11 protein-coding genes and 1 pseudogene are annotated in these 21,945 nt (G+C 39.5%); all 12 read left to right on the top strand.

Annotation, left to right across the window (positions count from 1 at the left end):
• Positions 1 to 88 precede the first annotated feature (88 nt).
• Positions 89 to 2,506 carry an ABC transporter permease gene (locus tag FZF08_RS26765; RefSeq protein WP_159476205.1) on the top strand — a complete coding sequence of 806 codons (2,418 nt, stop codon included), beginning with the start codon at positions 89 to 91 and terminating at the stop codon, positions 2,504 to 2,506.
• A 102-nt stretch (positions 2,507 to 2,608) separates the two neighbouring features.
• Complete coding sequence (locus FZF08_RS26760) at positions 2,609 to 4,969, top strand: ABC transporter permease (protein WP_159476202.1); 2,361 nt, start codon at positions 2,609 to 2,611, stop codon at positions 4,967 to 4,969.
• A 103-nt stretch (positions 4,970 to 5,072) separates the two neighbouring features.
• Positions 5,073 to 5,222: pseudogene (locus tag FZF08_RS32395) on the top strand (ABC transporter permease); the annotation flags it as partial.
• Between the two features lie 106 nt (positions 5,223 to 5,328).
• On the top strand, positions 5,329 to 7,713 hold the full coding sequence (locus FZF08_RS26755) for an ABC transporter permease (protein ID WP_159476199.1): 2,385 nt from the start codon (positions 5,329 to 5,331) through the stop codon (positions 7,711 to 7,713).
• Between the two features lie 36 nt (positions 7,714 to 7,749).
• Positions 7,750 to 10,128 carry an ABC transporter permease gene (locus FZF08_RS26750; protein WP_159476196.1) on the top strand — a complete coding sequence of 793 codons (2,379 nt, stop codon included), beginning with the start codon at positions 7,750 to 7,752 and terminating at the stop codon, positions 10,126 to 10,128.
• Positions 10,129 to 10,359: 231 nt separating this feature from the next.
• The gene (locus tag FZF08_RS31625) at positions 10,360 to 11,307 is read left to right on the top strand and encodes a hypothetical protein (protein WP_200837173.1); all 948 of its coding nucleotides are present in this window, start codon (positions 10,360 to 10,362) and stop codon (positions 11,305 to 11,307) included.
• A gap of 314 nt (positions 11,308 to 11,621) precedes the next feature.
• A complete protein-coding gene (locus FZF08_RS26740; RefSeq protein WP_159476193.1) occupies positions 11,622 to 12,890 on the top strand; it encodes an NAD(P)/FAD-dependent oxidoreductase in 1,269 nt (422 codons plus the stop codon).
• A 201-nt stretch (positions 12,891 to 13,091) separates the two neighbouring features.
• A complete protein-coding gene (locus FZF08_RS26735; protein ID WP_159476191.1) occupies positions 13,092 to 15,455 on the top strand; it encodes a GAF domain-containing protein in 2,364 nt (787 codons plus the stop codon).
• Between the two features lie 43 nt (positions 15,456 to 15,498).
• A complete protein-coding gene (locus tag FZF08_RS26730) occupies positions 15,499 to 16,731 on the top strand; it encodes a Pycsar system effector family protein (protein WP_159476188.1) in 1,233 nt (410 codons plus the stop codon).
• 70 nt (positions 16,732 to 16,801) lie between these two features.
• Positions 16,802 to 17,662, top strand: a complete 861-nt coding sequence (locus tag FZF08_RS26725) for an SdiA-regulated domain-containing protein (protein WP_229216712.1) — start codon at positions 16,802 to 16,804, stop codon at positions 17,660 to 17,662.
• A 21-nt stretch (positions 17,663 to 17,683) separates the two neighbouring features.
• Positions 17,684 to 21,469 (top strand): metallophosphoesterase, encoded by a 3,786-nt coding sequence (locus tag FZF08_RS26720; RefSeq protein ID WP_159476185.1) that lies wholly within the window; start codon positions 17,684 to 17,686, stop codon positions 21,467 to 21,469.
• Between the two features lie 44 nt (positions 21,470 to 21,513).
• Positions 21,514 to 21,921 (top strand): hypothetical protein, encoded by a 408-nt coding sequence (locus FZF08_RS26715; protein WP_159476182.1) that lies wholly within the window; start codon positions 21,514 to 21,516, stop codon positions 21,919 to 21,921.
• Positions 21,922 to 21,945: the final 24 nt, after the last annotated feature.

Raw genomic sequence — 21,945 nt, 5'->3', positions numbered from 1 at the left:
AATTGGCTGTTAGCATTCTTACCTAGTAAAAAGACCTTATAAAACTCAAATGCGAAAGCTAAATGCTAACGCCTAAACGCTAAAATCCATGCTACGTAACTATTTCAAAATCGCTTTTAGAAATCTTGTCAAAAATAAGGTTTACACCGGAATTAATATTTTCGGTCTGGCACTTGGTCTGGCGACTTGTCTTTTGATCGTACTATATATATCCGACGAATACAGTGTCGACAAACATCATCAGTTTGGCAATCGTATTTTTCGTATTGCAACGGAGTCAAGTGGTGAAACCTGGGCTGCAACGGCGGGTCCGTATGCCCAGGGTTTGAAAAACGATTTTCCGGAGGTGGAGGTTGCCACGCGGATTATGAAATTTCCAGGCTTTGAAGATATGCTGCTAAGAATCGAAGAAAATAAATCCGTCAAGCAATTTTATGAGCCAAACGGATTTTATGCTGATTCAACAGTTTTCGAGATTTTTTCTTACAATTTTAAATATGGAAAAGCGAAAAATGCCCTGAATAAACCCAACACAATCGTTTTATCTGAGAAACTGGCGACAAAAATGTTTGGGGACGAAAATCCAGTGGGAAAAACGATTAAGATCGGCCTTTTCTTTGGCGACTTTAATTATACTGTTTCCGGAGTTTTTAAAAATGACCACAAATCTCATATCAACGCACATTTTTTCCTTTCGATGCAAAACACAGATTTAGGTCCGTGGATTAGCAGTCAAAAGAACTGGGGCAATAACAATATTTTTCATACCTACGTCAAGTTGCGTGAAGGCTCGGATGCTCAAAAATTTGAAAGTAAGCTACCTGAATTCCTTAACCGAAATGGTGGAGCAGATCTTAAAGCCATGGGTATTACTAAGCAACTTTTCATACAGCCTGTTCCGGATATTTATTTAAAATCGGATCTTGGCGGAGAGATTTCTCCTAATGGAAGTATGACTTATTTGTACATTTTCGGGATGATTGCTGCACTTTTGCTTCTGATTGCCTGCATTAATTTTATGAATTTGTCCACGGCCAGATCTGAAAAAAGAGCGAAAGAAGTAGGTGTTCGTAAGGCAATGGGCGCATTTAAAATATCGCTTGTTTACCAGTTTTTGGGAGAGTCCATGGCTATGTCGGTACTTGCGCTTTTTCTTTCTTTACTTTTTATTCAGGTTTCAATTCCATATTTTAATTACCTCACGGGTAAGAATCTGACCATTAATGGCAATCTGAATTTTGTCGGCTGGATCGTCGGTATTACTCTGTTGACAGGGTTGCTTTCAGGTATTTATCCTGCTTTTTATCTGTCGTCTTTCCGGCCAATCAGTGTTCTGAAAGGAAGTTTGGTCAACAATATTTCAGCATCCGTTTTAAGAAAAGGATTGGTAGTTTTTCAATTTACGGTATCGATCATCCTGATTTTGGGAGCTGTCGCGATCTGGAAACAATTATCTTTTCTTCAAACTCAGAATCTGGGATTCAGTAAAAACCAAAAGATTATTATTCCCCTTAAAACACCGCAATCACAAAACAATTTTGCAGCACTCAAAAATGAGATTGAAAGAAATTTCGGCGTGATTTCTGCTTCCGGCGGATCCTCTTATCCCGGAATACAAAGTGTTGAGGATTTGCTATTTTATCCTGAATCAAAGTCGGTGAATGAAGCTGTTGACATCCATTTTGCTGCTGTTGAAAATGATTATACAGAAACACTGGGCTTGAAAATACTTTCCGGAAGAACTTTTTCAAAACAATTTACAGCTGACTCTAACAGTATTATTTTAAACGAAGCGGCTGTTAAAGAACTGGGATTCAATCTGCAAAATGCACTGGGAAAAAAGATATTTTATGAGCTTCAAAATATTCGGAAAAGCATGACTATTGTGGGGGTAGTAAAAAATTTCAATTTTGAAAGTTTGCACAATGCAATTAAACCTTACGCTTTCACTACCAAGATTGCCAACAAACATCAGTACTTTATCGCCAGCGTGCAACCAGGTGATTATTCCAAATTGTTAGAAACATTTCAGGAATCATGGAAACGTCTAAATCCGGATACGCCTTTCTCATATTCATTTCTGGATCAGGATTTTCAAAAGAATTATGACAAAGAGCAACGCACAGCACACATTGTCATTTACTTCACCTTCATAGCCATCGTGATCGCCTGTCTGGGATTATTTGGACTTGCCATTTTCTCCGCAGAACAGCGCAACAAGGAAATTGGTATAAGAAAGGTTTTGGGGGCATCGATACTTAGTATCGTTGGGCTACTTTCCAAAGAATTTCTGCTGCTGATTTTATTCGCTATCCTTATCGCTACTCCGCTTGCTTGGTATGGCATGAACCGCTGGTTGCAGGATTTTGCCTACAAAGTGAATATTGAATGGTGGGTTTTCGCGCTGACCGGATTGCTTGCAATTTCTATTGCTTTGCTTACGATAAGTTTCCAAAGCATCAAAGCGGCCTTGATGAATCCGGTTAAAATTCTGAAAAGTGAATAATTGAGCTGCTGGCGGCTAGCTAATAGCGACCGGAGCTAATAAAAAAATCTAACAAAAACTCAAATGCGAAAGCTAAATGCTAACGCCTAAACGCTAAAACCCATGCTGCGCAACTATTTCAAAATCGCTTTTAGAAATCTTGTTAATGAAAAGTGGTATTCGTTGTTGAACATCGGCGGAATGGGTATAGTGCTGGCCGTTAGCATTCTTCTTTTTTGGTGGGTGAGAGACGAATTGACTTACGATAATTTTCATTCGGATGTCGAAGAAGTTTATCGTGTCAATACACGCTTCGGATCGGAAACCTCCGAAGATATGTTTCCTGATACTCCGGGTGCTGTTTCAACGGTTTCTTTGAGATCAATTTCCGGCGTTCGTTCTGCTGTTCGTGTTTCTCGTTACTGGGCGAGTATTTTTCGTGCAGGTAATAAAACAATTACTGAGAAAGGCGAGAAGGCTTATGTGGATGGAAATTTTCTGGATTTTTTCGATGGCTTTATTTTGCTTTATGGCGATAAAAAAAACCTGTTTCCTACGCCCGCTTCCGCAATTTTGACAAGAGATTTGGCGATGAAATTTTTTGGTTCAGCTAACGCAGTCGGAAAAATTTTCAAGAACATAGAAAATAATCAGATTCTGACCGTTGGTGCTGTGATTGAGAACAGCCCGGATAATTCATACTTTAAGCAAGAGATGTTTTTGCCCATGCAAGCCAAAGAACGGCCATTCAAGGAAGAAAACAATGGAGATAATCTGAATGAAAGCTGGATTGCTTACGACTTTGAAACCTTTGTGAAACTGGATAAAAGTGCAAATCCTGGAATTGTTGGTCAAAAGATAACGTCAATAAAAGCAACTGCCAGAAACAAGGATAACGATGCTGCGCTGTTCTTTTTACAGCCATTTAGTCAATTGCATCTATATGCCCCGGATGGAAAAAGTTCCGGAATGCAGCAGGTTAACCTATTAGGTCTGATTGCATTTTTGCTATTGAGTATCGGTTGTATCAACTACGTAAATCTGACAACCGCCCGTGCCTCTCGTCGCAACCGGGAAGTGGGAATTCGCAAAGTAGTTGGTGCCAAACCTGGCCAACTAGCCGGGCAGCTAATGGTGGAATCAGTATTGACTTTAAGCCTATCACTGATTTTTGCTGTGTTGCTAATAGAAATTCTTCTACCCTTTTATCGGGAGATAACAGGAAAAACAGACCAGTTTTCGGTGCTTGATTTAAATTCAGTACTTATCCTTATTGGTGCCTTGATTCTGGTTTTTTTATTGGCAGGAATTTATCCGGCACTGATGATTGCTGGTCTCAACCCCATCCGTGCATTACGAGGGCTGTCGAACCAGCGCAATACGTCGGTTTTACGTAAGGGACTTGTGGTGACGCAATTTGCATTGGCCACGATTTTGATTACCAGTACCTTAATTATTGGCAGCCAGTTACGCTTTATCCGTGAGCGAAATCCCGGATTTAATCGGGAGCATGTTTTCTCGTTCGATGCAAAAAAGTTTGCCTTACCGTTGCAGCAAGCCTTGTCGATGGAACCATCCGTTAAAAACGTAAGTACTTCAAGTGATTCCCCGGTCAATGTTTTAAGAGGGACAGGTACGGTCGAGTGGGAGGGAAAAGATCCTGGATCCATGCCCATTTTTGCTTATGTCAGTATCGATCCGTCGTTCATTCCTAGTTTTGAGATTAAGATTCTGGATGGGCGAAACTTTAATGGAAGTCCTTCGGATTCAGTTCAGTTTATGTTGAACGAAGCGGCAGTTAAGCAAATGCAACTGAAAAACCCTGTTGGGCAACGCATAAAAGTCGAAGGTAGAGATGGAGAGATTATTAGTGTGGTTAAAGATTTTAACATCGCCTCAATTCACGAAACAATAAGGCCCTTGATTTTATCCAGCCGCCCTAAAATTAATAATATTGTACTTGTCAAAACCACAGGTGAATCCGCCGCGACAGCAGTGGCTGCCGCACGTAAGTTATGGAGCAAATACGCACCGGAATATCCTTTCGACTACAAATTTCTTGAAACACATTACAATGACCAATATAAGTCGGAACAGCAGATGGAACAATTATTCAATTTTTTTGCAGGAATTGCCATTGTTATTTCCTGCCTTGGGCTCTTGGGCCTTGTTTCCTTTGCCGCCGCGCAGCGAACAAAAGAGATTGGTGTAAGAAAAGTCCTTGGTGCTTCGGTAGCCAGTATTACAAAATTACTGTCAAAGGATTTTTTAAAACTGGTATGTTTTGCAATATTCATTGCCGTACCAGTTACCTGGTATTTCATGGAAAAATGGCTGGATAATTTCGCCTTCAAAGTGGATATTGACTGGAGATTATTTCTAGTCGGTGGCCTGATCACAGTATTGACCGCTGTTGCAACAATCAGTTTTCAAAGCATAAAAGCAGCACTTATGAATCCGGTGAAAAGTTTGAGAAGCGAGTAGGGGCGACCCTCGTGGTCGCCCAATCTAAATCAAAAATTCAATCCAAATCAAACCTCCCAATCCATATCCATAACGCCGCTCCCATGCTACGGAATGAATCAGGTTGAAAGATTTAGCCTATAAAATTGATATAGAATGGTGGGTTTTTGCACTGGCTGGTTTACTAACGGTCTGCGCAGCTTTATTGACGCTCAGCTTTCAAAGCATAAAAGCATCGTTGATGAATCCGATTAATAGCCTGAAAAGCGAGTAGGGGAAATGAGCTGTTGGCAATTGGCTTCTAGCATTCCCGCCTAGTAAAAAAGATCTTATAAAAATCAAATGCGAAGGCTAAACGCTAACGCCTAAAGCTAAAACATATGCTGCGTAACTATTTAAAAATTGCCTTCCGAAACCTTTCCAAAAACAAGGGATACGGATTTATTAATATCGCCGGTTTGGCGATGGGGATGGCGGTCGCTATACTGATTGGCCTGTGGATTTATGATGAAATTTCCTATGACCGTTTTCATAAAAATTATCGCCGGGTTGCTCAGGTTATGCAGCATCAAACTTACAATGGCCAAGTTGAAACACAATCCGCCGTTCCGTTTCCGTTAGGTCCCGAGCTTAGAAAAAGTTACGAGAGCGATTTTAAATATGTGGTCAGGTCTACCTGGAACAGCAGGCACGTGCTTGCATTTGGTGAAAAGAAATTGGCAAAAAGCGGACCTTACATTGAACCAGCCGGGCCTGAAATGTTAACAGTCAAAATGTTGTCTGGAACAATTGCCGGGCTTAAAGATCCCCATTCCATCCTACTTTCTGAATCGGTTGCAAAAGCTTTTTTTGGAGATAAAGATCCTGTGGATCAGATTATGAAAATCGATAACCGTCTGGATGTAAAAGTGACCGGCGTTTATGAAGACATGCCACGTAATTCTACCTTTAAAGGAATGCAGTTTATGGCACCATGGAGCCTTTATGAAATAGATTCTCCCTGGATGAAAACAGAAGAAGATCCGTGGCGATCCAATAGTTTTCAGACTTTTGTCCAACTGAATGACAATGCTGATATTGAAAAGGTTTCAGCAAAAATTAAGGATATTAAAGTAAAAAATATTCGTCCTGAACAACAAAAATACAAGCCCGAAGTTTTCCTTAATCCGATGAGCGAGTGGCATTTGTATTCGGAATTTAAAGATGGAAAACGAGTGGGAGGTTTAATTGAATTTGTCTGGCTTTTTGGAATAATCGGTTCATTTGTACTGCTTTTGGCTTGTATCAATTTCATGAATTTGAGTACAGCTCGCTCTGAGAAAAGAGCAAAAGAAGTTGGGATTCGTAAGGCAATCGGGTCAATCCGGAAACAATTGATTTTGCAATTTTTTAGTGAATCTTTCATTGTCGTTGCGCTCGCATTTGTTTTGGCGATGCTATTTGTATTGCTTATCCTTCCTCAATTTAATCAGGTCGCCGATAAAGAACTTGTCATATTATGGAGCAATCCTCTTTTCTGGCTCGTTGGAATTAGTTTTAGTTTATTAACTGCCATGATCGCAGGAAGTTATCCGGCTTTATATTTGTCCTCTTTTCAACCTGTAAAAGTATTAAAAGGAACATTTAAAGCTGGTCGTTTCGCCGCCATACCAAGAAAAGCACTGGTTGTGGTACAATTTACAGTTTCGATCATTCTTATTATTGGAACAACCGTTGTGTTTCAACAAATACAATTTGCAAAAAACAGACCGGTTGGATATGATCGGAAGGGTTTGATAGTCATAAGTTTATCAACGCCGGATATACATAATCATTTTGAAGCGGTGAAAGATGAGTTGAAAAAATCAGGAGCCATTGCAGAAATCGCGGAGTCCGGAAGCCCTACTACGGAAACTTGGTCGTCTACCAGTGGTTTTATGTGGAAAGGAAAAGATCCGTCCTTATCTGCTGACTTTCATTTTAATGAAGTATCTCATGATTATGGCAAAACCATTGGATGGCAATTTAAAGACGGCCGGGATTTTTCGAAGGATTTCTCAACAGATTCTTCCGCTTTGATTGTCAATGAAGCGGCCGTGAAATTTATGGGTTTAAAGGATCCGGTTGGTGAAATGCTGACCTGGAACGGAAAACCTATGAAAATCATCGGCGTGACAAAAGACATGCTTATCCAATCTCCATACGCACCCATTGTTCCAATTTTTTATAGTCTATCATCCGAACAAGGTAGTATTGCAACCATCAAACTAAATCCTCAGGCCAATTCTTCCACAGCTTTGGCTCAGATTGAAAATGTATTTAAAAAGTACGATAGCGGTTCATCTTTCGAATATAATTTTGTAGACGAACAATATGCAAGCAAATTTTTTAACGAAGAGCGGATTGGTAAGCTGACAACGTTCTTTTCAATTTTGGCCATCCTTATCAGTTGTTTAGGGATTTTTGGTCTGGCTTCTTATACAGCAGAACAGCGTACCAAAGAAATTGGAGTGCGGAAAGTTCTTGGCGCGTCAGTAGCAAATTTGTGGCGAATGCTATCAATGGATTTTGTTGTCCTGGTGCTTATTTCCTGCATTATTTCCACACCAATCGCTCTGTATTTCTTAAACGGATGGCTGCAAAAATATGAGTATCGAACGGATATTTCACCGTGGATTTTCGTCTTTGCCAGCCTTGGTGCATTACTTATTACATTGCTGACCGTAAGTTATCAGTCGATAAGAGCAGCATTACTGGATCCGGTGAAAAGTTTGAGAAGCGAGTAAGTAAGGTAAAATGAAAATCATCACGTTAACAGCCAAATGCTAAAAAACTATTTCAAAATCGCCTGGCGAAATCTCTTGAAAGAGCGCCAGTTTACAATGCTGAATCTTATTGGCTTGTCAACCGGACTAGCTTGTACGCTTCTGATTTACCTGTGGGTGAATGACGAATTGCATGTCGACAAAGTCAATGAAAAGGATAGCCAGTTGTTTCAGATTATGGCCAATTATTCAAATGACGACGGTATCAAAACAGGTGGCAACACGCCAGGTCTTTTGGCAAGTGCACTTGCATCGGAAATGCCGGAAGTTGAATCTTCGGTTACCGTTGTACCGGCTTCCTGGTTTTCAAACAAAGGCGTTATTTCTTTTGATGACGCACATTTAAAAGCCGGGGGGCAGTTTATCAGCAAAAATTATTTTGACGTTTTTACTTGTCCGTTTACAGCAGGAGATAAAAATTCGCTGTTTTCAGATCTTCAAACCATTGCCATTTCAGAAGAGTTAGCTTTGAAAATGTTTCATACTACGGATAAGGTTATCGGCAAAACGATAAAATGGGACAATGGTGAATTTAGTGGAAATTATGCCATTGGTGGGGTTTTTAAGAATAATGCTGTCAATGCTACAAACCAGTTTGATATCCTTTTCAATTTTGATCTTTTTGCGGAAAAACGGCAGAGTATGAAATTCTGGGGAAACAGTGATCCTAATACCTTTGTTATTTTGAAAAAAGAAACGGATCTCAACCGTTTCAATGCAAAGATCAAAAATTACCTGACGTCAAAGGATAGCAAATCAACCACACAATTATTTGCGATAAAATATTCCGATAAATACCTGCATGGACAATTTATAAACGGAGTTCAATCGGGAGGAAGAATTACCTACGTCCGACTTTTTTCTATCATTGGTCTTTTTATTCTGATCATTGCCTGTATTAATTTCATGAATTTGTCCACGGCAAAAGCTTCCGGAAGAATTAAGGAAGTGGGTATTAAAAAAGCAGTAGGCGCATTACGAAGTTCGTTGGTTTTTCAATACCTGGGCGAATCATTGCTTATGTCGTTTTTGTCTCTAATTATTGCCATTCTTCTCGTTATTTTACTATTGCCACAGTTCAATGAAATAACCGGGAAACAGATTGAAATACAACTAAACGGATTATTAATCCTTATCGTTTTAGGAATAACTTTATTGACAGGACTTATCTCCGGAAGTTATCCTGCCATATATCTTTCCAGTTTTAATCCGGCTGCGGTTTTGAAAGGAAAGCTTAAAACATCCGTTGGCGAACTTTGGGTGAGAAAAGGACTTGTTGTTTTTCAATTTGCTGTTTCTGTGATCTTTATCGTTTCTGTTTTAGTAGTTTACAGGCAGATTAAATATATTCAGAACCGAGATTTGGGTTATAACCGGGACAATATTATTCACTTTGAAATTCCGTTGGAAATGGATTCTGTGAAGCTGAAAACGGCAGAAAGTTTCCTGGGTGAAATCAAAAATATTCCCGGCGTTATCAATGCATCCAGTTATTCCCACAATCTCACGGGCGATCACGGCTCTATTTCCGACTTTGACTGGCCAGGAAAAACGCCGGGTAAAAACATAGAATTCTCTAATCTGGAAGTTGGTTACAATTTCATGGAAACTGTTGGGATCCAGCTCAAAGAAGGCCGTAGTTTTTCGCAGAATCAAAATGCGTATAACGAAATTGTTTTTAATGAAGCTGCCATCAAAAGTATGGGCCTGAAAGATCCGATTGGTAAAACCATTAAATTCTGGGGAAAAGAAAGACAGATCGTTGGCGTGGTCAAAAATTTTAACTTTGAATCATTGTATGAAACTGTTAAACCATGCTTTTTTCAGGTTTACCCAATCATGCCAAATGTCATGGTAAAGATCAGTGGCGGCTCGGAAAAACGAACTCTCGCAAGGATTGAAAAAGTTTTCCAGCAATATAACCACGGATTAGTTTTCGACTATCAGTTTCTTGACGAAAATTACCAGGCCTTATATGTTTCAGAACAAAGAATCGGTCTGTTATCGCAATATTTCGCCGGTCTGGCTATTTTGATTTCCTGCCTGGGTTTATTTGGTTTGGCTGCTTTTACAGCACAAAGACGCCAAAAAGAAATTGGTATCAGAAAAGTGGTTGGGGCTACCGTTGGCAATATTGCCATGATGCTTTCTATGGATTTTCTCAAACTTATCGTGGTTGCCATGGTGATAGCCTTTCCATTAATCGGCTGGGCAATGAGCCAATGGCTGCATGAATTTGCTTACAGTATCGATCTGGGAATCAGCGTTTTTGTAATTTCAGGTGGTTCCGTAACTATGCTTACATTGGCAACTGTTGGATATCAGGCAATAAAAGCCGCGTTAACAGATCCGATCAAATCGTTAAAAACTGAGTAATATTGTGGCACTAAAAAGGCTTCGGGTGGAAGGATTTTCTTTCACCCGAAGCCTTTTTAGTGTCCTTTCACATTGATAAAAACCTATCAAACTGAAAGGTTAAATTTTTGATTTTTTTTAATATATAAAGTTGTGAAATGCTGATTACTAGTAACTTAATTTGCGTTTCAATTTTTGGTATAAGTTTGGTTTAATCTATTTTTTAAACCAAAAAATACTGACAGCTTAATCATGATATCCCAGTACGAAGGCACAAAACTGATTGAATCCGAGTTTCCGCAATTGGCCAGTTTATATAAAAGAAGTTCTCTTTCCACTGATATTTACAAAGCGGTTCAGCGCCTTCTGGATTTTTCCAAAGAAGCCGTTTTGGATTACAATTTAAACTTGTCACGAAAATGTTTCTCCGTAGCCAAACACTTATATAGTCAAGGCGACATGATCATAAGAAGTGCCGTTGAAAAAAGCTTTATTTATTCGTTTTCTGCATTTCTTCAACAAAATGATATTGAGAAAAAGCGTTTGAAGTTCTTTATTCCGGATGATTTTTATGCCATTTATCTCAAAGAACTGGAACATCTTCCGATACCGGTAAAAGTCCCTGAAATACCCGAAACTGAACTTTTTAGCGATATTGCCGTCCGAATGGCAACTTGCGATGATGCCGTTTTTGCGAAAATAATAACCGATGAAATGGAAGCATCTGCACGTACGCGTGGTTGCGGGATTTCAAAAAGGTCGCCTGCTGCCATTATTAAAAAGATGAAAGAAGGAAAAGCGGTTATCGCACTTACATCAAAAAATGAGTGGGTTGGATTTTCATATATCGAGGTTTGGCAAAATAGAGAATTCGTTTCAAATTCTGGTCTTATTGTCTCACCTGATTTCCGTAAATGCGGAATCGCCAAAGCGATTAAGGAGAAGATCTTTGATCTATCCCGACAACGTTTTCCCAATGCAAAGGTTTTCAGTATTACAACCGGGCTTGCAGTTATGAAAATGAATACAAAACTGGGTTTTGAAACAGTTACTTACAACGAGATTACCAAAGAAAAGAAGTTCTGGGAAGGTTGTAAAAGTTGTGTGAATTATCAGACTTTGAAAAGCAAGGATTGCAAAAACTGTTTTTGTACTGCTATGTTATTCACACCGGAAAATGTAAGAATCAAGGAAAAATAGGTTTGTTCTCCCATATTTTATAGGGTGAAATAAGCACGATTTTATTTTATTACCGGAGTATTTAAGAAAGTATGATTTTGATCCTTTTTCGTAAACTGTTTTTCACAGTGTATGTATTGGATTAACTGAAAACTTTCTGGAATACTCCTTTCTTTTATTATCTTCGTCTGTCGCCGAAATGTATTGACTAAACAAAGTGAAAATAGGATTTTGGCTAAGTATCTGTATGAAAATTTCTTTGGAATGATAATTGAGAAACAAGCACCAAATAAAGTATTCAGTCGGATTATTTTTTAATTAAAATAGAATTGATAATGAAAGTAGTGATCATAGGCGGTGGTTTTGCAGGAGTAAATTTTGCACTTTCCCTTGGTAATCATGACGAGTTTGAAGTAATACTCGTAGATAAAAATAACTACAATTTTTTTCCTCCACTAATATATCAGGTAGCAACAGCTTTTTTGGAGCCTTCAAGCATCAGCTATCCTTTCAGGAAATTGTTTTCTGGTAAAGATAATGTCCATTTCAGGCTTGGTGAGCTGCAAAAAGTAGTACCTGCCGAAAATAAGATTGTGCTGGACAACGGCGATCTTACCTACGATTATCTTGTATTTGCTACCGGTGCCGAAACGAATTATTTCGGGATGGAAAACGTGAAGAAGAACGCCATTCCGATGAAAACGCTTGACGATGCCATCGAAATGCGAAATAAATTATTACAGCAGATGGAAATGGCATCCATCTGTACGGATCCGGAGGAAACCAAAAAGCTGCTTACTATTGTGATTGCAGGCGGCGGCCCAACGGGCGTGGAAGTCTCGGGGATGTTTGCTGAAATGAGGAACGGAATCCTTCGTAAAGAATATCCGGAGCTCGCAGGAAAAGGCAGCGAAATTTATCTGGTGGACGGTGGAGATGCATTGTTATCACCGATGAGTGTAAAATCCCAGAAAAATACTTACGACGATCTCCGCCGACTGGGGGTGAAAATAAAACTGGATACGCATGTTAAGGATTACGTAAATGACATCGTTGTGTTTGATAACAGCGAGCCGATTGAAACGAAAAACCTGATTTGGGCGGCGGGTGTGACTGCCAAAGTTTTTGACGGTATTCCAACCGAAAGCTACGGCCGAGGCCGGCGAATGATGGTGGATCAGTTTAACAAAGTCCAGAGTACCGAAAATATTTATGCGATAGGAGATACCTGCATTCAAATTACTGATCCGAACTTTACCGGCGGACATCCACAGGTGGCTCAGGTTGCTATTCAGCAGGGCAAAAAACTTGCAAAAAATTTCAAGCTGATCGCCGAGGGGAAATCTCCGGAACCATTTAAATATCTTGATAAAGGTTCTATGGCAATTATCGGTAAAAACAAAGCTGTGGTGGATTTGCCAGTACCGAAATTACATTTAAATGGATTTCTTGCCTGGCTTATCTGGTTGTTTATTCACCTTTTGTCATTGATTACATACCGAAACCGATTCAGGACTTTTTATAACTGGACGATAGCGTATTTGACAAAAGACCAGTCGCTGCGGATGATCATAAAACCTTCCCGGCAAAATAAAAGCCAATAAGGAATTCAATAGTCCGGATTGTTGTTTCAATTTAGTATAGATAAGACGCTGATGTTGATGAGAATTATTTCTTTTGATATCTGGCGTTTTTCTGTAATAAATAAATCAAGAAAACTAGAAAGTAATTGGCCGCGTCGTTCGTCTTCCTTCATGTGTAAACATGTTGAAAAACGAAACTGAATCCACTGAAAAGATTAACTAATGAAGGAAACCATATTAGATATAGCGCAAAATATTCCTCCAGAAATCGAGCAGATCGATGTATCGCTCTCCTTTAAAAAATTCATAACTTATATAAAAGAAAGAATTGCAGGAGAGACAACCGTAAAAAGGAGATTTTTTGAATTTGTGCTCGACCGCTTTACCGAAAATCCGAAATTTGCAGGTGATATTGAATTATCCGAGATTGGTGAGTTTCAGGAGCAGCTAAGTCTTGTTTACAATATGCTCGTGCCCGTAATTGCGGATGAAAAGCAGACTTTGTGGGCATTAAGTGTGCCATTAAAACCAACTATTTTTTACGAAACTTCTGCATTTCACGACCTTTTGGCGGATAAAGAGACCGGAGTGGCAAAATGTGATTTGCTTCGTGATATTGACATCAGCATTGAAAAAAAGCAAAAAGTGCAGATGATTTATGGTTTTATTCTGGAACAGTTTTACGGCATTCCTTCCTATCATAACAACGAGATGATCCTCTCGATCCGGGATGATAAAACCTGCTTGTCTAAATATTACAAACTGCATCTTGGTAAGGATTTCATCGAAGTCACAGCAAAGCAGCCGTTACCTGAACTTGGCATTGAAATTATTCAAAAACAAGCGCAACGGGATTTTGACTGGAATATACTGGCCGGGATATTGCCGCTTTCCATGTTCAAATTTGAAGGGTTTTCTGTTATTACGCTGACAGACGTAACGGCAGATCAGGCAGTTGAAAATATTAAAAATATAATCCTGAATCCTGTTGCTGAAACGGCGCAGTCGTATTACGAAAAAATTATTGCTTCACTCAACCTGCTCATCGGCACGCACGAGGTGAAATTTGGTTTGCTGCCCGAGCTTCGTGTCAATGAAAAACTGGTTTTTAGCGATGATTTGTGTACGCATAGTATTCTGGTGCAAACTTCTCTTGAACAGGGATTGGAAGAAAATGATTTCCTGAATCTGGCGGACAAGTTTTTCGAAAATCCGTCAGTTTGTTTTTATAAAGATTTGAATGACGGAAAAGATCATGGTGATTTTTTGAAGGTTTTGAAAAGCAACGGAGTTCAGTCTTACGCCTTGCTTCCGGTTTATAATGGGGCAAGGCTTGTAGGTGTGCTGGAAGTTTACAGTAAACAAAAAGATTTGCTTAGTGAGCATTCACTTTCCAGGCTGGAACCGGCTCTTCCGCTGATTGGACAGCTTTTGCAGAACAATATCAATGAGTTCGATTCGCGAATTGAAAATGTGATCAAGGAGAAATTCACCTCGCTGCAACCCGCCGTTCAATGGAAATTTAAAGAAGTTGCCTGGCATTATCTGCGCGACAACGTCGTTCAGCTTCCTAAAACTCCGATAGAAAGTATTCATTTCAAAAATGTTTATCCACTGTACGGAGCCGTAGATATCAGAAATTCTACCGTTGAGAGAAATGCCGCTTTGCATACCGATTTACAGGTTCAATTCGGCGCTTTGATAATGGTACTAAAAACCATTAAAGAGAATGTGGGACTTGGGCTGGCAGACGAAATTATCTACAAATGCAAAAAGTGGATGGATCGGATTTCCGACCAGTCGACTGAAAATGACGAGGTAAAGGTTCTGGATTTCTTTGAATATGAGGTTTATCCGTTTTTACAACATTTCAGGCAGAGTGAGGAAAAGCTGGCAGAAAGTATTGATGCTTACTATAAGGTTGTAGACAAGGAAACCGGCATTGCCTATGCAAATAGAAATGCGCTGGAAGCTTCCATGCAGACCATAAACTCAGCTGTCAATCTTTATCTTGAACTTTTCAAAAATGAGATACAACAATCTTATCCCTGTTATTTTGAAAAATTCAGAACGGACGGTGTGGAGTATGACATTTATATCGGTCAGGAAATTGCGCCGGAGAAGAACTTTAATGTCCTGTATCTAAATAATATTCGTTTGTGGCAACTGACTTCCATGGCAGCGATAGCGAAAATTACACACGAGCTGATGCCGCAGATGAAAAATCCGCTGCAGACAACACAGCTCATTTTTATAAATTCCAATAGTATTGACATCAGTTTCAGGGACGACGAACGGCGTTTTGATGTGGAAGGATCTTATAATATCCGTTATCACGTGATTAAAAAAAGGATTGATAAAGTGCACGTGAAGGAAACTGGTGAACGCTTAACGCAGCCCGGAAAAATTGCGCTGGTATATTTCAACAGCAAATCGGCTGAGGAATATGTTAACTATATTAAATATCTTCAGGAAAAAAATACGTTGAAAAATGATCTTGAATATCTGGAATTGGAAGAATTGCAGGGCGTTACAGGTTTGAAGGCTCTGCGTATCGGCGTGAATGTGGATGAGGAATGGAGCTGAGACATTTGAATCTTTACTTTGTCAGAAAAATTAAAATTACTATATGAATTACGATAAGGCCCTGGAACATGTTCAGCATCATGTTAAACACTTTTTCAAAACGCAGCAGACTGAACAATTAATTTATCATAATCTGACGCATACCGAAGAAGTGGTTGGGCACGCAATAGATATTTCCCAACATTACGAGCTGCATGATAAGGATAATTTTGTCGTGGTAGCCGCTGCTTGGTTTCACGATATCGGATATTGCACTGGTGGTGCGGAAGGACATGAACAGCGGGGAGCCGAACTTGCAAAAGTTTATCTTGAAGAACTGGAAGTAAAAGAGGAGATAATTCTGGCGGTACAGGGCTGTATTCTGGCAACAACCATTCCTCAGCAACCGTTGGTATTTCTTCAGCAAATTGTTTGTGATGCTGATTTATACCATTTGGGGACGGATGAGTTTTTTGAAAAAAACAAGCTCATGCGGAAGGAAAAGGAAATATCGCTTGGCAAAAAAATAGATAAAAAGGTTTGGCGGAAACATACCATCGAATTTCTGGAAGCGCATACTTATCAGACTGATTATTGCCGAAATTTGCTGGACGATGTTAAAAAGAGAAATATTCAGAAATTAAAAGATAAGGAAACCGAAAAAGTGAAAGAACCTGAACCGCCGATTAATCTTCTGAAATATGTGGACGATATAAAACAGGCACCAGAAACGGAAGAGGATAAGGATAAAAAAGCGAAGTCCGACAGGCCGGATAAGGGAATCGAAACCATGTTCCGGATCAGCTCTAATAATCATCAGAGGTTGAGTGATATGGCTGATAATAAGGCACATATTATGATCACAACCACTTCAATCATCATTTCCGTTTTATTGAGTATTTTACTTAGGAAACTGGAAGATAACGCGTATTTGATATTCCCTACAATTTTATTGCTTACGATTTGCGTGATTACGATGGTGTTTTCAATTCTGGCCACACGCCCGACTATTCCGCACGGAACGTTTACAGAACAGGACATAACAGACAAAAAAGTAAATCTGCTTTTCTTCGGTAATTTTTACAGAATGGCCTACTCCGAGTATGCAGCCGGAATGCAAGCCATGATGAACGATAGAGACTTTTTGTATGGCAGTTTGACAAAAGATGTCTACTCACAAGGTGTCGTTTTAGGTAGGAAATACAGATTGTTACGCGTAGGCTACAACGTTTTCATGTTTGGGATTGTGGCATCGGTGGTTTCCTTTGTGATTGCCTCCATGTTTTTTGGTAAATAAATTTCATTTTGATTTTAAACAGAAATGAAATTTCAATTGTCGCATTAACGCGTTTAGAAATTAAATTAATATGATTTGTAACTTTTACAAAATAATGGCTTCGGCTATTTTCTTAACGGCTTGTTTTATAGGTTGTTCAAATTCGCATGAAAACGAGCAAACGTTAAAAGATTACAATCTTGAAAGTCCTGAGAAGTTTTTCATGCCGGAAAGCCTCTTTGAAATTTCCGGAATCGCTTTCCAAAAAGGAAATCCTGATACAATCTATGCCATTCAGGATGAGGAAGGTAAAGTTTTTCGTCTGGCCTGGGGCATTAAAAAACAATATCACGCCAAGTTTGGAAAAAAAGGAGATTATGAAGACCTGGCCATTGTCAATGACCAGGTTGTGGTGCTTAAAAGTAATGGTACACTTTATACATTTCCGTTTTTAGACTCTGCTTATGAGGAAGTTGACAGTACGCACGAATGGAAAAAAGTTTTGCCAAAAGGTGAATATGAAAGTATTTATGGAAATGAGGAAACCGATAGTTTGTATGTTCTTTGTAAAAACTGCATTCAGGATGATTCCAAAAAAAGTATTACAGGATATGTCTTTTACATGGCCGACAGTGCTTCTGTTCCCCGCACTTTCCAGATCAGTGTAAAAGAAATAAAAGCGTTGACAGGAAAAGTAGAAAGAGGTTTCCGGCCCTCCGGAATGGCTCAAAATCCGTTTTCAAAAGACTGGTATATCATCTCAGCTGTAAATAAATTATTGGTAATCACAGACAAAAACTGGAAGGTTCAGCAAGCTCTGTCGCTAAATGGCAATATGTTTACCCAGCCCGAAGGAATAGCTTTTGATAAAGATGGCAACCTTTATATTTCCAATGAAGGAGATGATTTTGCGGAAGGCAATATACTGAAATTTAAAAAGTTAAGTAAATAATTGATTTGATCTTATCTTGATATGAAATTCACTTCAATATTCATAATTGTCGCGCTGGTCATCATTTCTTCATGTTCCAGTTACAAGAAACTGCAATATTCTAAAGAAGCTGAAAGCTGGCAGCAAAGTGTGCCCTCACCTGATCTTGTTTTGAAGCATACCATGTACCTGGTGGGGGATGCAGGAAATGACAAGCCGGAAAGTAAAGCACCCGTACTTCTCTATTTAAAAGATAAACTTGCCAAAGAGACTAAAAACAGCTCTGCTTTGTTTTTGGGAGATAATATTTATGAATATGGTATGCCGCCTTCGGATGATTCAGCCAAAAGAAAAGTGGCAGAATATCGGATTACGTCTCAATTGGAAACGCTTGATGATTTTAAGGGAAGACCGTTTTTTATTCCGGGAAACCATGACTGGCGTGGATGGGGCAGAAAAGGGCTGAAACGTCAGGAAAATTTTATTGAATCCTATCTCAACACTAGAAAAGGAAAAACAGATAAGGATGATTATGAGCATTATTTTCTTCCACAGGATGGTTGTTCTGGCCCGGAGGTGATAGAACTTAATGATAATGTGGTCGTTATCGTTGTGGATTCCCAATGGTGGCTCAGTGACTGGGACAAGGATACAAAAATAAATGATGGCTGCGAAATTAAAAACAGGGCAACTTTCAAATTCATTTTTGAAAATGTAATTCGTAAATACCGCAATAAAAATGTAGTGATCGCCATGCATCATCCGCCGTTTACGTATGGTCCGCATGGTGGAAAATTCACAATCAAACAACACATTTTTCCGCTCACGGAACTGAATCCGAATTTGTATATTCCTTTGCCTGGTATCGGAAGTTTGAGTGCACTTTTCAGAGGTACAATTGGTTCACGCCAGGATACACATAACAAAGTTTACAAGGATATGCGTGACGGAATTTTGTCGGCGGCGAGGAAAAATGGAAATTTTATCTTTGCCAGTGGTCATGAACACGCATTGCAATTCATCGAAAACGAGGGTCAGAAATTTATTGTAAGTGGAAGTGGATCTAAAACCAGTCCGATTGGTTTGGGCAAAGGTTCGCAATTTGCTTCAACTGCTTTGGGTTACAGCACGCTGTCATTTTATGAAGGCGGAGAAACATGGGTGCAATATTGGGAGGTGGATGAGCAAGGCAAAAGTGCTAAAATGGTTTATCAAAAAAAGATTAAAGGTAAATTACCGGTAGTAAAAGAAGAGGCAACGATTGCCTATAAAGAATATGAAGAGCATCAGGATAGTACCAGCCGATTTGTATTAAAAAATGAAATAAAACCGGTAAAAGGTTTTCACAATTTTCTTTTTGGAGCACACCACCGGAATCTTTATTTAAACAAATATCCTTTCCCGGTGCTTGACTTTTCCAAATATAAAGGTGGCATAATTCCCGAAAAACAGGGTGGGGGAAATCAGACAAATTCACTCCGGGTGCGGGGAAGTGACGGGAAAGAATATGTGCTGAGAGATATGACAAAGGATGTCAGTCGCTTTTTGCCTTATCCCTTCAATAAAATGCTTGCCGCACAGTTTCTAGCTCAGGAAAATTTCCTTTCTACGCTGCCGTTTGCTCCGTTGGCCATACCAAAACTTGCCGATGCAATTCAGGTATATCATACGAATCCGAAAATTTACTATGTTCCATCGCAACCTGCACTGGGAGATTTTAATCAGGTTTTTGGTGGAAGTTTGAGCTTGGTGGAAGAACGTCCGGATGGTAAAAAATGGAAAGATTCCCCGTTTTTTGGCAATGCGGATAAGATTATCAGTACGCCCGATTTGCTTGAAAATATTCTGGAAAGTAATAAATATAAGGTAGATGAAAAATGGGCACTGAAAACCCGTTTTCTTGATATAATCATTGGCGACTGGGACCGTCATGATGATCAGTGGACCTGGGCGGATATAAAACAGCCGGATGGAACAAATCTGTATCGCCCGATTCCACGCGACCGAGATCAGGCACTATCAAAATACGACGGACTTTTTACGAATGCAGCACGACTTACTATGCCTTTTTTACGTCAGTTGCAGGTTTACGGCCCAGAAGTTCCCAGTATGAAATGGACAACATGGAGCGCGCGTTTATTTGACCGTACTTTCCTGAATGAATTGAGTTGGGAAGATTGGGAAGAGCAGGTGCATTATGTTCAGAAGAACATGACGGATGAGGTTATTGAAAATTCTTTTACCGATTGGCCGGATAAAGCCAGGGAAATGGCAGCACCATTGGTAATTAAAAGTATCAAAACAAGACGTGATAATTTACTTGAACTAGCCCGGAAACATTACGAATTTGTAAGTGAATCGGTGAACGTAATCGGAACGGAGGAAAAGGAAAGGTTCGAAGTAGAGCGCATAGATGAACAGCATACGCGGGTAACGGTTTCTGAAATAAATAAAAAAGGAGAGATCAAACAACAGAATTATAGACGTGTTTTTGATAATAAAATCACCAAAACAATCAACGTGTATGGTAATGGGGACGACGATGAATTTATCGTTACCGGTGATGTCAACAAAGGGATCAAGGTAAGATTGATTGGCGGAACTGGAAAAGATATTTTCACGGATAGCTCCGTTGTGCATGGAGGTGGTAAGAAAACGATCGTGTATGATGACTTAGGAAAAAACAAGATCAATGGTGGGCCGGAAACAAAAGACAAACGGACTGGTCTTTATCGTTACAACGTTTATGACCGCCGTAGTGCAGAAAGTGACTATGATATCACCGTTCCGCTTCCGATTGTTGGGTACAATCCGGATGACGGAATTTTAGTTGGTGCTAATTTTAACATGATCAAATATGGTTTCAAAAAAGAGCCGTATGCATCTCAACAGCGTTTTGGAGGAAGTTATTCTTTTGCGACCAAAGCAGTTAAGCTCTATTATACAGGAGATTATCTCAATGCATTTAAGAGTTTTGATTTTTATCTGGACACCTATTATCATGGTCCGGCATATGCGTTCAATTATGCAGGTTTAGGCAACACATCGGAACGCCCGGTTGATAATCCTAACTTTTACCGGGTGCGTCAAAGTGCTTTTCATGTATATCCTGCTATCAAAAAACATTTTGCAGGAAATAGCGGTTTTGTGACTCTGGGGCCCGTTTTTGAAGTTTCGGATGTGCAGTCTACCGCTGGCAGATTTATTACCAGTGACGCCAATCAGCTTAGTGATGATGTTTTCAAAACAAAATATTACAGTGGTGGACAGCTTTTATTTAATTTTAGCAGTGTTGACAATATCTTCTCTCCGCACTCCGGATTACGTTTTAACGCGGGATTTAATTATACCAAAAACCTGAAAGAGGATAAGAGTTTTTCGGGACTGAAAGCACAGATCGCGTTTTATTTTAGCCTGGATACCAAGGAAAATATCATTTTTGCTTCACAGCTAGGAACCGGATTGAACTTTGGCAAAGGCTACGAGTTTTTCCAAATGCCTACCATCGGAGGGAATCAGGGATTGCGCGGCTATCGCACACAGCGGTTTTACGGCAAAAGCAGTGTCTGGCATTCCAATGATTTGAGGATTCGATTGGGCAATAGCGTAAATCCAACATTACCATTGACTTATGGAATTTTTGGCAGTTTTGATTATGGCCGTGTGTGGCTCGATAACGATCCTAATAAGAACTGGCATTACAATTACGGAGGCGGAATCTGGGTTGCACCAGTGGATATCCTTACGTTATCTATCGGTGCGTTTATTCCAAAAGAAAAACAGGAAGAAAAACCGAGGATTGCTTTTCAGGTTGGATTTTGGTTTTAATTTGCTTGCAGAAATTGATATCAAATTTTTAAAGTTATGCTGAAATGAAAGAAAAAAAAATCATTAGGCCGCAGACCCTTTTTGCTGCCTCGGCCTTTTTTATTTCACTGGCCAATTTTTTGTTTTTCAAATCTGATATTTCAATTCACTTATACGATACATACTATGTGTTTTCTCAAAAATTCTTCGCACAATTTCTATCCTTGATTTGTATTGCCTGTTTTGTCATCTATTTTGCTTATGCATGGTTTGCATGGCCGTTGCGTAATCCGTTGGGTTATGCTCATTTCGTATTGACGGTAATCCCTCTTTTGATATTGATATTTAAACCCACTGAGGATATACAAACTTTAACCCTGGTCGCACTTATTGCATTTGTACTTTTAGTATTAGGCCAGATTGTTCTGGTACTCAATATTATACTTACAAGGCGATCAGAAATGAAGCATTGAATCGGGATTTATTTGGATAAAGCA

The sequence above is a fragment of the Dyadobacter sp. 3J3 genome (genome assembly GCF_009801115.1).
GTDB lineage: Bacteria > Bacteroidota > Bacteroidia > Cytophagales > Spirosomataceae > Dyadobacter.
The sequence above is the reverse complement of the archived record's forward strand: the minus strand, read 5'-3'. Positions and strand labels throughout refer to the sequence as shown.